The 13508-nt window shown below is 68.5% G+C and carries 15 protein-coding genes; 6 read left to right on the top strand and 9 right to left on the bottom strand.

Going from position 1 to position 13508, the window contains the following annotated elements; genetic code table 11:
- Window positions 1-2237, bottom strand: a 2237-nt coding sequence (metH, locus tag B4M62_RS06620) for a methionine synthase (RefSeq protein ID WP_290706186.1), incomplete at its 3' end; no start/stop codon positions are given.
- A 50-nt stretch (window positions 2238-2287) separates the two neighbouring features.
- Here metH and B4M62_RS06615 point away from each other — a divergent pair.
- Complete coding sequence (locus B4M62_RS06615) at window positions 2288-3160, top strand: PAC2 family protein (RefSeq protein WP_290706185.1); 873 nt, start codon at window positions 2288-2290, stop codon at window positions 3158-3160.
- Window positions 3161-3175: 15 nt separating this feature from the next.
- On the opposite strand, the gene B4M62_RS06610 is transcribed toward B4M62_RS06615, so the two are convergent.
- From B4M62_RS06610 to B4M62_RS06585, 6 genes are all read right to left on the bottom strand, one after another.
- Complete coding sequence (locus tag B4M62_RS06610) at window positions 3176-3484, bottom strand: hypothetical protein (RefSeq protein WP_290706184.1); 309 nt, start codon at window positions 3482-3484, stop codon at window positions 3176-3178.
- Window positions 3485-3494: 10 nt separating this feature from the next.
- Window positions 3495-4736 (bottom strand): cysteine--1-D-myo-inosityl 2-amino-2-deoxy-alpha-D-glucopyranoside ligase, encoded by a 1242-nt coding sequence (mshC, locus tag B4M62_RS06605; protein ID WP_290706183.1) that lies wholly within the window; start codon window positions 4734-4736, stop codon window positions 3495-3497.
- Between the two features lie 71 nt (window positions 4737-4807).
- Window positions 4808-5632, bottom strand: coding sequence for an SCO1664 family protein (locus B4M62_RS06600; RefSeq protein ID WP_290706182.1), 825 nt, complete (start codon window positions 5630-5632; stop codon window positions 4808-4810).
- A 3-nt stretch (window positions 5633-5635) separates the two neighbouring features.
- Window positions 5636-6250, bottom strand: coding sequence for a DUF3090 domain-containing protein (locus B4M62_RS06595; RefSeq protein ID WP_290706181.1), 615 nt, complete (start codon window positions 6248-6250; stop codon window positions 5636-5638).
- Window positions 6250-6936: an MSMEG_4193 family putative phosphomutase gene (locus tag B4M62_RS06590; protein WP_290706180.1), complete on the bottom strand. Its 687-nt coding sequence runs from the start codon at window positions 6934-6936 to the stop codon at window positions 6250-6252. Before B4M62_RS06590 ends, B4M62_RS06595 begins: the two co-directional genes overlap by 1 nt.
- Window positions 6937-7006: 70 nt before the next feature.
- Window positions 7007-7837: an undecaprenyl-diphosphate phosphatase gene (locus tag B4M62_RS06585; RefSeq protein WP_290706196.1), complete on the bottom strand. Its 831-nt coding sequence runs from the start codon at window positions 7835-7837 to the stop codon at window positions 7007-7009.
- Between the two features lie 83 nt (window positions 7838-7920).
- Between B4M62_RS06585 and B4M62_RS06580 the strand changes: the two genes are divergently transcribed.
- Together B4M62_RS06580 and B4M62_RS06575 are read left to right on the top strand one after the other, a co-directional pair.
- The gene (locus B4M62_RS06580) at window positions 7921-8934 is read left to right on the top strand and encodes a YncE family protein (RefSeq protein ID WP_290706179.1); all 1014 of its coding nucleotides are present in this window, start codon (window positions 7921-7923) and stop codon (window positions 8932-8934) included.
- A 55-nt stretch (window positions 8935-8989) separates the two neighbouring features.
- A complete protein-coding gene (locus B4M62_RS06575) occupies window positions 8990-9223 on the top strand; it encodes a DUF5703 family protein (protein ID WP_290706195.1) in 234 nt (77 codons plus the stop codon).
- A 28-nt stretch (window positions 9224-9251) separates the two neighbouring features.
- Here the strand turns inward: B4M62_RS06575 and B4M62_RS06570 are convergent, their stop codons facing one another.
- Window positions 9252-9551: a DUF4193 domain-containing protein gene (locus tag B4M62_RS06570; protein ID WP_290706178.1), complete on the bottom strand. Its 300-nt coding sequence runs from the start codon at window positions 9549-9551 to the stop codon at window positions 9252-9254.
- 379 nt (window positions 9552-9930) lie between these two features.
- On the opposite strand from B4M62_RS06570, the gene cei reads away from it, so the two are divergent.
- Window positions 9931-10638 carry an envelope integrity protein Cei gene (gene cei, locus B4M62_RS06565; RefSeq protein ID WP_290706177.1) on the top strand — a complete coding sequence of 236 codons (708 nt, stop codon included), beginning with the start codon at window positions 9931-9933 and terminating at the stop codon, window positions 10636-10638.
- A 42-nt stretch (window positions 10639-10680) separates the two neighbouring features.
- On the opposite strand, the gene B4M62_RS06560 is transcribed toward cei, so the two are convergent.
- Window positions 10681-11568, bottom strand: coding sequence for an inositol monophosphatase family protein (locus tag B4M62_RS06560; RefSeq protein ID WP_290706176.1), 888 nt, complete (start codon window positions 11566-11568; stop codon window positions 10681-10683).
- A 71-nt stretch (window positions 11569-11639) separates the two neighbouring features.
- Here B4M62_RS06560 and ppgK point away from each other — a divergent pair, with 71 nt between their 5' ends.
- Together ppgK and B4M62_RS06550 are read left to right on the top strand one after the other, a co-directional pair.
- Complete coding sequence (gene ppgK / locus B4M62_RS06555; RefSeq protein ID WP_290706175.1) at window positions 11640-12461, top strand: polyphosphate--glucose phosphotransferase; 822 nt, start codon at window positions 11640-11642, stop codon at window positions 12459-12461.
- 279 nt (window positions 12462-12740) lie between these two features.
- The coding region (locus B4M62_RS06550; RefSeq protein ID WP_290706194.1) for a sigma-70 factor domain-containing protein at window positions 12741-13508 on the top strand (768 nt) is incomplete at its 3' end.

Raw genomic sequence — 13508 nt, 5'->3', positions numbered from 1 at the left:
TCGTGGACGTCGCCCTTCACCGTCGCCAGCACGATGCGGCCCTTACCGCTATCGTCGGTCGCCTCCATGTGCGGTTCCAGGTAGGCAACCGCAGCCTTCATCACTTCGGCCGATTGCAGCACGAAAGGCAGTTGCATCTGCCCCGACCCGAATAGCTCGCCGACGGTCTTCATCCCGTTCAGCAGCGTCTCGTTGATGATCTTCAGCGGCGGCACCTGCGTCATCGCCTCGTCGAGATCAGGCTCTAGTCCCGCCCGCTCCCCGTCGATGATGCGCCGCTCGAGCCGTTCGAACAGCGGCAGCGCCGCCAACTCGGCCGCACGACTCTCCCGCGCCGACGCCGCGGAGACCCCTTCGAAGAGTTCCATCAGCCGCTGCAGCGGATCATATCCGTCGCGACGACGGTCGTAGACGAGGTCCAGTGCGGTCTCACGCTGCTCGTCGGGGATCCGGGCCATCGGCAGGATCTTCGACGCGTGCACAATCGCGGTATCCAAACCGGCCTGCACGCACTCGTGCAGGAATGCCGAGTTCAGTACCTGCCGGGCGGCGGGGTTCAGGCCGAACGAGATGTTCGAGATACCCAGGGTGAAGTGGAGCGCCGGATGCGCCGCCTTCAGCCGGCGAATCGCCTCGATCGTCTCGATGCCGTCGCGGCGCACCTCCTCCTGACCGGTGGAGATGGGGAACGTCAAGGCATCGACGATGATGTCCTCTTCGGCCAGCCCCCAGTTCGACGACAGATCGGTGATCAGCCGCTCGGCGATGGCGACCTTGTGGTCGGCGGTGCGCGCCTGCCCCTGCTCGTCGATGGTCAGCGCGACGACGGCGGCGCCGTGCTCCACGACGAGTTCCATGATCCGCTGATACCGGGAGCCGGGCCCGTCCCCGTCTTCGAAGTTCACCGAGTTGACGGCACTGCGTCCGCCGAGCGCTTCGAGTCCGGCGCGGATCACCTCCGGCTCGGTCGAGTCGATCATCATTGGCAGCGTCGACGATGTCGCGAACCGCGTCGCGAGGGCCGCCATGTCCAGCGCTCCGTCACGCCCGACATAGTCGACGTTGAGGTCGAGCATGTGTGCGCCGTCTCGGGTCTGCTCCTTGGCGACGTCGAGGCAGTGCTGGTAGTCCTGCGCGATCATCGCGTCGCGGAAGCCTTTGGAGCCGTTGGAATTGGTCCGCTCCCCGATCACCAAGAAGCTGGCGTCCTGGTTGAACGGCACCGACGTGTACAGCGAGGAGGTGGCCGATTCATGCTCCGGGTCCCGCGGCGCGCGCGGCACCTGCGCGACGGCCTCGGCGACTTGCCGGATGTGTTCGGGCGTGGTTCCGCAGCAGCCGCCGACCATCGACAGTCCATAGTCGGTGACGAAGCCGGTCAGCGCGACGGCCAACTCGGGCGCGGTCAGCGGGTACTCCGCCCCGTTTGGGCCGAGAATCGGCAGCCCCGCGTTGGGCATCACCGAGACCGGGATGCGCGCGTGCCGGGAGAGATAGCGCAGGTGTTCACTCATCTCGGCGGGACCGGTTGCGCAGTTCAGCCCGATGACGTCGATACCCAGCGGCTCGAGGGCGGTGAGTGCCGCACCGATTTCCGATCCCAGCAGCATGGTGCCGGTGGTCTCCACGGTGACGTGCACCAGGATGGGGAGATGGCGGCCCCGGTCGGCCATCGCCCGCCGCGATCCGACGACGGCGGCCTTGACCTGAAGCAGATCCTGCGCGGTTTCGATGAGGATGCCGTCGGCGCCGCCGTCGAGCATCCCGACGGCGCACTTCTGATAGGCGCTGCGCAACTCGGCGAAAGTGGTGTGCCCCAGGCTGGGCAGTTTGGTACCGGGCCCCATCGACCCGACCACGAAGCGCTCCGTGCCGTCGGCCGAACGCCCCATCTCATCGGCGACGCCCCGCGCGATCGCCGTTCCCCGGTAGGCCAGATCGGTGATGCGGTCGGCGATGTCGTAGTCGCCGAGATTTGATTGGTTGCAACCGAAGGTGTTCGTCTCGACCAGGTCGGCACCGGCCTCGAAGTACGCCCGGTGGATCCCGGCGAGAACGTCGGGCCGGGTCTCGTTCAGAATCTCGTTGCAGCCTTCGAGACCCAGGAAGTCATCGAGGGTCAACTCCGCGTCCTGCAGCATCGTTCCCATCGCGCCGTCACCGATCAATACCCGCCGCGACATGGCCGACAGCAGCGTCGAGTCATAGTTCAGGGCAGCAGGCGACGCGGAATTCATGTCCTCCAGAGTATTCGCCCGCCCGCGGCGTTCAGCCGTAGGCTTGGTCCATGACCGCCGACCACCCCAAACCCCTGTCCGAATTGCGCGATCCCGTGCTGGTGGCCGCGTTCGAGGGCTGGAACGATGCCGGCGAGGCGGCGACCACGTCGATCGAGCACTTGGAGTTGTTCTGGAACGCCGAGCAGGTCCGCGAAATGGTCCCGGACGACTACTACGACTTCCAGGTGAACCGTCCGACCGTGCGCTTGATCGACGGCGTAAACCGCCACATGGAGTGGCCGACGACCACGTTCTCGTACTGCTCCCCACCTGGCGCCGACCACGACCTGCTACTGGTTCGCGGCGTCGAGCCGAACTTCCGCTGGCGCGCGTTCGTCGCCGAGATCGCCGGCATCGCGCAGGCCGCCGGCGTCACGTCGGCCGTAATGCTCGGTTCACTGATGGCCGACACAGCCCACACGCGCCCGGTGCCGGTCACCGGTTCGGCATACAGCAGTGAAGCGGCCAAGCGCTATCGGCTGACCGAGTCGCAGTATCAGGGACCTGCCGGCATCACCAGTGTCCTGCAGGACCGCCTGGTCACCGATGGCATCCCGTCGGTGTCGTTGTGGGCCGCGGTTCCCCACTACATCTCCTCGTCGCCCAATCCGAAGGCGACACTGGCGCTGTTGCGCAGGCTCGAGGAGATTCTCGACCTGGAGATTCCGATGGATCAGCTGCCGACGCGGGTCACCGCCTGGGAAGAGACGGTTGATGAGATGACCGCGGACGACGAAGAGATGTCGGCCTACATCCGGCAACTCGAGGTCAATGACGACGCGACATCCACCGATCCCGATGCGCTTCGAGAAATCGACGGCGAACAGCTCGCCGCAGACTTCGAGCGCTACTTGCGTCGACGCGACACCGGGTCCGGCTGAGGGCCGGTCCGTCGATCAGCCGATTCGCTCGATCGAGACGACCGGCGTGGTGATGCGCCACGTGCGCACGTCCGGATCCTCGATGGCGCGCACCCAGAACTGCGCCGACGACCCCACCTCGCACACCTTGACGCCGAGGAGCGGGATGTCCTCGGAATCGCGACGCAACTCGCTGACCTCCCAGGCCCCGCCACCACTGCCGCCGACGCCGGGGGCGCGCAGCAGCGTCATCTCGCCGAAGTCCAGGAGATAGGTCGAGGTTCGGGTCACGACCGTCCACACACCGTCGACGGTGTCGGACGGGATCTGCTTCTCCTGTGCCACGTTGGGGACTTTAGCGCAGGTCGACGCCGAGGAGTGCGTCGACCGCGGTCGCCATATCCTGCGCTGCGGCACTGTCGTTGCCCAGGCCGAGTGCGGCGTCGGCGACCCAGCCGTCGACGGCGGCAAGAGCCCTGGGGGTGTCGAGGTCGTCGGCCAGATGCGCACGAACGCGGTCGATGACCGGCGCGGCGGCCGGACCGGTGCCCCGCGCCACCGCGGCGCGCCAGCGGCCCAGCCGGTGCACCCCCTCGGTCAGCACCGCGTCGGTCCACATGCGGTCGGCACGGTAGTGCTCGGTGGCCAGCGCCAGGCGGACCGCACCGGGGTCGACACCGGACTCCCTCAACTTGTGCACGAAGACCAGATTGCCCAGGCTCTTCGACATCTTTTCGCCGTCGAGACCCACCATTCCGGCGTGTACATAGTGCCGGGCGAACCGTCGCGCACCGGTCAATGCCTCCCCGTGGGCGGCGGAGTACTCGTGGTGCGGGAAGATCAGGTCGGTGCCGCCGCCCTGAATGTCGAATCCCACTCCGAGCCGGTTCAGCGCAATCGCCGAGCACTCGACGTGCCAGCCCGGCCGACCGGCCCCGAACGGCGCCGGCCAGGACGGTTCGCCATCGCGCCGGGCCCGCCAGAGCAAGGCGTCGAGACGGTCCCGCTTCCCGGGGCGGTCGGGATCGCCACCGCGCTCGGCGAAGAACTGTTCCATCGCCGGACGGTCGTACCCGGATTCGTAGCCGAACTGCTCGGTCGCATCAATCCGGTGGTAGACGTCGGGATATTCGGCATCGTCGACGATGTAGGCCGCACCCGTCGCCAGCAGGCTCCCAACCATTTCGACGACCTCGTCGACCGATTCAATCGCGCCCACGTACTGCGCGGGCGGCAGCACCCGGAGGCCGGTCATGTCGTCGCGGAACAATGCTGTCTCGCGCGCGCCCAGATCGCGCCAGTCCACCCCGTCGCGCTCGGCGCGCTCGAACAGTGGGTCGTCGACATCGGTGACGTTCTGCACATAGTGGACGTCATGCCCGGCGTCGCGCAGCAGCCGGTTGATGAGGTCGAAGGTGACGTACGTGGCAGCATGGCCGAGGTGGGTCGCGTCGTACGGCGTGATGCCGCACACGTACATCGTCGCCACCGGGCCGGGCGCGACGGGCAGCACCTGACGGGCCGAGGTGTCGTACAGGCGGAGGGCGGGCGGTCCGCCGACGAGTTCGGGAACGACCGGCGAAGACCACGACTGCATGCCGCCAGCTTAGGTGCCCCAACCGGAGTCGAATCGGGCGCCCTCGGAACGGTGGGCCGGCCGCGACGGGCTCAGAATGGCGGCCAGGGGATCGGCCGGTGCGCGGGCGGCGCCGGTAGCACCGGGTCGTCGACGAGTCGCCGCGCCCGGGCCAGCAGCGCGATGATCTCGTCCGGGGCGACCAGTTCGCCCAGTCCGGCGACGAGTTCGCCGTCGACCTCGGTCAGCCGGGTGGCGAAGGCATCGACATCCACGACGAGCCCGCCCGGGATCTCGGCGCCCGCCCAGCCCCAGAGCACGGTTCGCAGCTTATCCTCCCGGTGCAGGCAGATCCCATGGTCGATGCCGTACACCACCCCGTCCGCGCCGGCCAGGATGTGACCGCCCTTGCGATCGGCGTTGTTGAGCAGGATGTCGAGCACCGCCATGCGCTGCAGCCGCGGGTCATCCGCGTGGACCAGGACCACCTCGTCGCCGCGACCGTCGAATCCCGTAACCACCGGCAGGTAGCCCGCCACCACCGAGTCCGGGCCGCACAGGTCCACCAGCTCCGGCGACGGCGCGTCCGCCTGGTCGACGATGTCGACCCATCGCTGGACCATGCCCGCACCGAGTGGCCCGTCCTGGCGAAACACCGTGTCCGGCACCGTTTCCCACCCAAGATCGGCGCACACCAGGCGAGCAGCCACCTCCCGCCCCGCAAGTGTGCCGTCCGGGAAGTCCCATAACGGCGCCTCCCCGCTGACCGGTTTGTAGACGCAGCGGACCTGCGCCCCGTCCGCCGCGCGCACCGTGGCCACGAGGGTGACGTTGCTCGCATGCGGGATGCGGCCGAGGATCGTCAGCTCCCCATCGGCCAGGGCGCCGGCCACGCCGTCGTCGGTAGTCTCGCTCATCGGCTAGCCCGGATCGTCGCCGGCGCCACCATCGCCGTCGAAGTCGTAGGGCTCCAGCGACAGGGGCTCACGTTTGTAACCGTTGGTGCGCACGCACAGGTGCCCCTGCGGGTCGAGCGGCTCCGCGCACAGCGGACATACCGCCCGGCCGGCCGAAACGATCGCCTCGGCCCGGGCCGCGAAGCTCCGCGCCTCATCGGTGGTCAGGAATACGCGCAGCGCATCCGGGCCGTCATCACGATCGTCGAGCACGATGCTCTCATCTAGGGACTCATCGGTGGCCGCGAGCAATTCGACGACCACCGAATTCTCGTTGGCATCCCAACCCAGCCCCATCGTGCCGACGCGGAACTCGGCATCGACCGGGGTAACGAGCGGGCCGACGTCGTCGACCGCCCCGGTCGCCGGCGGGATGGGCGTGCCGAACCGCCGGGCCACCTCGTCGAGAAGCGCATCGATGCGATCGGCGAGGATCGCCACCTGTTGCTTCTCAACCAGGACGGAGACCACCCGGCTCGCGTGGACGGCCTGCACATAGAACGTGCGGTCGCCCGGCTCCCCGACTGTGCCCGAGATGAAGCGGTCGGGTGTGCGGAACACGTGGATGGCACGCGGCATCAGTGACTCCCAGCCCCCGTCGCACCGCCCACTGCCGCGCCGGTCAGCGCCGCACCGGACACCGGCAGTGACAATCGCGCGGTGTTGTTCACGGTGTGCACGACGGTCTGGCGCGGGTGATAGCGAATCACCGAGAGCGACGCCGGCTCGACCACGATGCGCTGAAAGCCGTCGAGGTGCAGCCCCATGGCATCGGCGATGACGGCTTTGATGACGTCGCCGTGCGTGCATGCCACCCACAGGTTCGCCCCGTCGTCGCCGGCAAACCGCGCGTCGAGTTCGCGCACCGCGGCGACGGCGCGGGCCGCCATCGCCGCCATCGCCTCCCCGCCCGGGAAGACGGCGGCCGACGGCTGGCGCTGCACGGTCTTCCACAGCGGCTCCTTGGCCAGTTCGGCGAGCGGCCGATTGGTCCAATCGCCGTAGTCGACCTCGGCGAGCGCATCCACCACGATCTCGGGCACCCCGGTGAGCGCGGCGACCAAGGGTGCGACCGTCTCGGCGCACCGCTGGAGCGGGGACCGCGCAACGGCGACGACGTCGGCCGCACGCTCACCGAGGCGCTGGGCGAGCTCCGCCGCCTGCGCGCGCCCGACCTCGTCGAGCGCAACCCCGGGCGTCCGCCCGGCGAGCACCAAGTCGGTGTTCGCCGTGGAGCGACCGTGTCGCATCAGGATGACCGCCATGTATGTCAGCGTACGGGCGCACCGGGCATCCAGACGGGCCGGGACTTCTGCCGATGGCGCATCCGGCCCACTATTGGGCGGCGATGGTGCCCGTCGCGAGCAGCGCGATGAGGAGCAATCCCAATGCCACCCGGTAGGCGCCGAACCAGTTCATCGAGTGATGCGCGACGAACTTCAGCAGCCAGGCGATCGCGGCATAGCCGACAACGAATGCAATGGCCACCGACACGATCAATTGGGGCCCGCTCGCCGCGAGACCCTTGCCGGCAGGCTCGAACGCGTCGGGCAGGCTGAACAGCCCCGACGCGGTGACTGCCGGGATGGCCAGCAAGAACGACAACCGAAACGCCGATTCGCGCGTGAGGCCGACGAACAGTCCCGCGCTGGCCGAGGCGCCCGACCGCGAGACGCCCGGGATCAGCGCCAGGCACTGCGCCAGGCCCATCACGACCGCATCTCGCATCGTGACGCTCTCCAGACTCCGCTGTTGGGTGCCATAGCGCTCGGCGAGCCAGAACACGCCGGAGAAGAGGATCAAGACGACCGCGGTGATCCACAGGTTGCGTGCAGCCGTGCGCACCTCGTCGGCGAAGACGAATCCGATGACGCCGATCGGGATCGTGGCCACGATGACCGCCCAGCCGACGCGGAAGTCGGGCCCGCGGTCCTGTGGGCTGCGCAGGCCACGGAACCAGGCCGCGATGATTCGGATGATGTCCTTGCCGAAGAAGACCAGGACTGCCGCCTCGGTGCCCAGCTGGGAGACCGCGGTGAACGACGCGCCCGCGTCGTCGCCGAAGAAGAGCTCGGAAACGATCCGTAGATGGCCCGACGAGGAGATCGGGAGGAACTCGGTCAGTCCCTGCACGACGCTCAGCACGATCGTCTGCAACCATGTCATCTCAACCACGACGGGCCATCCTACCCACACCCGACCCACTCGCACCCGATGCCGCCCATTGGGCTGCTGGCAGTATGGTGCGCATGCCGCTGCGCTCCCCCGCCCTTGCCGCCATCGTGACTGCTGTCGCGCTCACCGTCGGACTGGCGGGCTGCGGTGCCAAAGACGAACACGGTCGGCCCGACGTGCCGACGGTCACGCCGCAGACGGCGTTGCCCGGCCCACCGGTCAGCATGGCGCCCGAGGGTACCGTCGTCCCTGCGCCCGGCTTGGGCACCGCGTTGGCGCTGGCACCCGGACCCGGCCGAACGCTCGCCGCGATCGCCCGCGACGGTCGATCGGTCGCACTGTTCGACGCCGCCGACCTGCACCGGCCACCAGTGGTGGCGGCCACCCCCCAACTGCGCGCCATCGCCGCTGACGGCGACGGTTTCATCGCGGTCGGCCCGACATCGGTGGTCCGTATCGCCCCCACCGGCGCCACGCAGGTGGTCGGATTGAAACGCCCCGGCCTGGCGGTCGCGGTCGAGGGCACGGCCGTGTTCGTCGGGACCGAGCACGGCCACCTGTTGATCCTCGACTCGTCGCTGGCACAGCAGACCGATGTCGGCGGCTTCGTCCGGATCGACGCCGTCGCCGTCGCCTCGCGGGACTCCCAGCGCCAGATCGTCGTGCTGGACCGGGCGCAGTCGCTGGTCACCACCGTCGATCCCAACAGCCGTGAACGAGGTGCCGCGCTGCGCGCCGGAAACGGCGCAACCACCCTGATCGGCGACTCGTTCGGACGGTTCCTGGTCGCCAATCCGCGCGACGGGCAACTACTCGGCTTCTACGGCAATCCACTGATCATGCGGTTCCGCTTCCCGGTCGGAGACGGCCCTTACGGCCTCGCCTATGACACCCGGCGCAACCTGCTGTGGGTCTCGGAAACGGCGGCCAACCGCGTCGTCGCCTTCGACTTGTCGTCCGGCGAGCCCCGCGAGCGCGCCAGGTTCGCAGCTGTCCGGCAACCGAACTCGCTTGTCGTCGATGCCGAGTCGGGTGCCGTCTATGCGCTGTCGGCGGTCGGCGAAGGACTCCAGCGTGTTAGCCGATAGCCCGAGCCCCGCGGCGGACCGGTCAGATCGGACGCCGGGGAATCGAGCTCGCCCTCTGCCGCCCGACTGGGGGATCGAGGCGCAGGCCGACGACGTGGAGGCCCTGCTGCTGCGCCTGCCGCCAGAGGTAACGCGGGTCAGCGCAACGATGCGCCTGGCTATCCAGGCCGAGTTCGGGGGGTGGGAGCTGAAACGGACTCGACTCTACCCGGACGGGTCGCGCAAGGTGTTGCTGCGCCGCAAGCGGACGCGGCCCCACTCAGCGGGGACCAGTACCGAACTGGCCTAGCCGACCGATCGGCAGCGGTGGCCGTCGATCAGGCGCAGTCGACGCAGATCCGCTCGGTGCCCTTCTCGCGGGCGAGCCGGCTGCGGTGGTACACCAGGAAGCACCGGGTACAGGTGAACTCGTCTGCCTGCTTGGGAACAACTCGGACCGAGAGTTCTTCCCCGGACAGGTCTGCGCCGGGCAACTCAAATGATTCGGCGGTCTCGGTCTCGTCAACGTCGACTGAAGCCGCCTGCGCTTCACTGCGCCGAGCCTTCAATTCCTCCAGTGAGTCTTCGCTGATGTCGTCGGACTCTGTCCGTCGTGGTGCGTCGTAATCGGTTGCCATGTCCTGGCCCCTCTCCCCTGCCTTTTCCTGCGGCTACACGCCTTCGTATCTCTGTCTCGGTTGCCCGTCGCCCGCACCCGACCGCTGGTCGCGCGGGACGGTTGCCCGGTGTCGCTTCCAACGTCGCGCCGCCCGGATTTGTTGCCGGCCCAACCCGGTTCGGGATGTGAGATGCATCACGTCAATCGGTGACCAGGTCGGTACGCAGCCGTTCGAGGCAGCCGCAATTTAGCGCATCCACACAGTGAAGTCAACTGCCTCCGCCTCCGTGCGGCATCCACGTGCCACCCCCGGCACCCGGCTACAGTGATTCGCAGACCACATCCCCGCAGCCGCGGCGGCACCGGGTCGGGCAACGTCGAGCAGGAAGGGTGGACGCGTGGTCGCCTCAATCACCAACGGCTACTCCAAGGATCACAACGGCCGCCAGTTTCGCCGACGCGTCCCCACCCCCGCGATCATCGCCACGGCGATCCTCGCCGCGTTCGGCACGCTTGTCTGGGCGATCGCACTCACCGGCGGAGACGCCCCGCGCGTCCCAGTCGATTGCAACCAGCCGTCGTCGGCGGTGGGCAACCCGTCACCGGCGCCCCATGGCGGCCCGGCCCGGCCCGGCCCGGCGCCGAAACTAACCGCGATGAACCGCGACGAGATGCTCGACGTTGCTCCGGCGGCACTCGCCACCTTCGGGGTACGAGTGCTCAACGCCTCCAACCAGCGCGGGAAGGCACAGTCGGTGTCCGATGAGCTGGCGAACCAGGGGTTCGCCCCGGTCCAGGACAACGCGGTCGGCGATGACGCCCTCTACCCGAACCGTGACCTCAACTGCGTCGGCCAGATCCGTTTCGGCGAGGCGGGAAAGGCCAGCGCGGCGGCCCTGTGGCTCGCGGTTCCGTGCGCGCAGCTGGTGATGGACGGACGCGCCGGCACCGATGTCGACCTGGCCCTCGGCGAATATTTCACCGGAACCGAACAGTCGGCCGACGCCCAGGCGGCCTTGGAGGCCTTGCGCTCGGCCGATCCCCGCAATCCGAAGACCGGCGTGGATCCGGCCCTCCTCCGGGCGGTCCACGCAAACACCTGCTGATCACCCTGGTCGCGTACTGATCACTTGACGCCGGCGTGAGAGCTAGTCGAGCGGCAGCGGCTCGAGCGCGCCACACTCGGCGAGGAGAGCGCGCAGCGGCCCGGCCAGCCCGGGCGCAATCGCGACCGTCACGTCGCCGGCATCGGCCCGGGACCGGGCCGGCGGCGTAACCACCACGGCCCCGGCCTCGGCGGCGATGAGAGCGCCCGCCGCCCAGTCCCACGGTGAGAGCCCGTGCTCGTAGTGTGCGTCGACGGCCCCCTCGGCGACGAGGCACAGGTCGAGGGCGGCCGCGCCGATCCGCCGGATGTCGCGTACCCGAGGGAGAAGCTCGCAAAGTATTCGCGCCTGCTGCCGGCGGCGGTCCGGGGAATACGCGAACCCGGTGGCCACCAGAGCCAGCGCCGGGTCGGAGGCCGCACTCGTCGACAACACCGAGGTGCCGGTGGAGTCCGTGCGGAACGCACCGCCGCCGGCCATGGCGTGGTACGTCACCCCGCGCGCGACATCGACGACCGCCCCGGCGATCGACCGCCCGTCGAGCTGTGCGGCGATCGAAACCGCATAGGCGGGAATGCCGTAGAGGAAGTTCACCGTGCCGTCGATGGGGTCGACCACCCACCGGATCCCAGATGGGACGTCGCGCGCGCCGCCACCCTCCTCGCCGAGGATGTCATCACCGGGTCGAAGCCGGGCCAGCTCGGCGCGGATCAACTCCTCGGACTCGGTGTCGGCGACGGTGACCGGATCGGTCGGTGCCGATTTGGTGCGAACCGCCCGGCCATCGGCCGGTGCCGCCGCCCCGAAGAGTTCCGGCCGGCGACTCCGCACATGCGCTGCGGCCCGCGTAGCGACGGCGATCGCCACCTCGACGAGTTCGGCCGGCAGTCCGGCGCGAATGGGCGGGAGGTTTGCGCGAGAAGTCGTCACCGCACCATTGTCCCCGATAGCCTGAGGACGTCGCCGCCCAACCACGACGCACGCGAAATGAGGCCGATCCGATGTCCGCTGCCGACACCGCCGATTCCCCCGTCGCCACCCCCGAACAGCTCGCCGTGCACGCCGACGACCCGCGATATGGATTCGGCATCGACGTGGGCGGATCCGGCGTGAAGGGCGGCATCGTCGACTTGACGACCGGCACGCTGGTCGGCGACCGGTTCAAGATCAAGACGCCGAAGCCGGCCTCGCCCGATGCGGTGGCGGCGACCGTCGCCCAGATCGTCGCGCACTTCCACTGGACCGGCCGGGTCGGCGTGACGCTGCCGGCCGTCGTCGTCGACGGCGTCGTCCGTACCGCGGCAAATATCGACAAGGCCTGGATCGGTACCGATCCCTACGCATTGCTCGGCACCTACTTCACCGCCTCGGGGCTCACCGTGCTCAACGACGCCGACGCCGCCGGGCTGGCTGAGGCGAAGTACGGCGGCAACGCCGACGACGTCGACGGGGTGGTCATCATGTTGACCCTGGGGACCGGGATCGGCTCGGCCATCCTGTTCTCCGGGGGCCTCCTGCCGAACGCCGAACTCGGGCACGTGCAGGTCGGGAAATCGATTGCCGAGGCGCAGGCATCAGCCCGCGCCAAAGAGGACAACGACTGGTCCTATGAGCAGTGGGCCCGTCACCTGTCCCGGGTTCTGCAGGAATACGAGAAGTTGTTCTCGCCCAAGCTGTTCATTCTCGGCGGCGGTATCAGCCGCAAGGCACACAAGTGGATTCCGCTTCTGACCAACTCCACCCCGACGGTACGCGCCACGCTGCGCAACACCGCCGGGATCGTCGGTGCCGCGATGGCGGCCGAGGCGGGTTTACGACCGTGAGTCGGGCGTATTGACCTGGTGGTTACCGCTCAATGCTGAGTGTTTCGTTACAATGGAACGCGTTGCGAGGATCGATCGATTGTCTCCCAACCACCCAGACCCATCTCGCGTCGCTCCACCGCGGTCCGTTTGCCGAATCCGGTAGCGGCCCCCGGCGCCGCGACGCCACCCCGTTGCGAGTTCGAAAGGTTGTCCGTGGCTGCCCCCAAGACCACCGCGCGCACGTCCGCCCCCGAGAAGACGACTGCGGCCAGCAAGGCGGCGAGCACGGCAAAGAAGCTGACCGCCGCTGCATCCAAGACGGTACGGAAGGCGACAACGGTCACGACTGCGGCTGACGAGACCTCCGCCGACGGGGCGACTCCGGCCGCAAAGGCCGCGCCGGCCAAAAAGGCACCGGCAAAAAAAGCCGCCGCCAAGAAGGCACCGGCAAAGCGGGCCGCGGTTAAGAAGGCACCGGCCAAGAAGGCCGCCGCCAAGAAGGCTGCCGCCGTGAAGCCACCAGAGGCAACCGACGAGGCCGAGTTGGAGTCCGGCCCGGATTCGATCGACGACATCGACGAGTCTGACGTCGACCTGAATGACGTCGACACCGATATCGCCGCAGCCGACACCACCTCCGAAGCGGACAAGAAGGATGACGCGAAGGACGAGGAAACCAAGTCGCCGGGCGACTTCGTCTGGGACGAGGAGGAGTCCGAGGCCCTGCGCCAAGCACGCAAGGATGCCGAACTCACCGCGTCGGCCGACTCGGTGCGCGCCTACCTCAAGCAGATCGGCAAAGTTGCGCTACTCAACGCCGAGGAGGAGGTGGCCCTGGCCAAGCGGATCGAAGCCGGCCTCTACTCGGCGGAACTGATGACCCGCCTGCACGCCACCGGCGAGAAGGTGCCGATGGCCCAGCGTCGCGCGCTGCGCGAAGTCGCCTACGACGGCACCAAGGCCAAGAACCACCTCTTGGAGGCGAACCTTCGCCTGGTCGTATCGCTGGCCAAGCGCTACACCGGCCGCGGGATGGCCTTCCTGGACCTGATCCAGGAGGGCAAC

Source organism: Gordonia sp. UBA5067, assembly GCF_002414845.1.
Lineage (GTDB): Bacteria > Actinomycetota > Actinomycetes > Mycobacteriales > Mycobacteriaceae > Gordonia > Gordonia defluvii.
Note: the sequence above shows the minus strand (reverse complement) of the source record. Positions and strands in the feature narration are given on the sequence as shown.

What these genes read in the sequence shown, in the direction of transcription:
- B4M62_RS06615 (WP_290706185.1), top strand. Translation starts at nt 2,288, where the DNA reads ATGACCGCCGACCACCCCAAACCCCTGTCCGAATTGCGCGATCCCGTG.
- mshC (WP_290706183.1), bottom strand. Translation starts at nt 4,736, where the DNA reads ATGCAGTCGTGGTCTTCGCCGGTCGTTCCCGAACTCGTCGGCGGACCG.
- B4M62_RS06600 (WP_290706182.1), bottom strand. Translation starts at nt 5,632, where the DNA reads ATGAGCGAGACTACCGACGACGGCGTGGCCGGCGCCCTGGCCGATGGG.
- B4M62_RS06595 (WP_290706181.1), bottom strand. Translation starts at nt 6,250, where the DNA reads ATGCCGCGTGCCATCCACGTGTTCCGCACACCCGACCGCTTCATCTCG.
- B4M62_RS06590 (WP_290706180.1), bottom strand. Translation starts at nt 6,936, where the DNA reads ATGGCGGTCATCCTGATGCGACACGGTCGCTCCACGGCGAACACCGAC.
- B4M62_RS06585 (WP_290706196.1), bottom strand. Translation starts at nt 7,837, where the DNA reads ATGACATGGTTGCAGACGATCGTGCTGAGCGTCGTGCAGGGACTGACC.
- B4M62_RS06580 (WP_290706179.1), top strand. Translation starts at nt 7,921, where the DNA reads ATGCCGCTGCGCTCCCCCGCCCTTGCCGCCATCGTGACTGCTGTCGCG.
- B4M62_RS06570 (WP_290706178.1), bottom strand. Translation starts at nt 9,551, where the DNA reads ATGGCAACCGATTACGACGCACCACGACGGACAGAGTCCGACGACATC.
- ppgK (WP_290706175.1), top strand. Translation starts at nt 11,640, where the DNA reads ATGTCCGCTGCCGACACCGCCGATTCCCCCGTCGCCACCCCCGAACAG.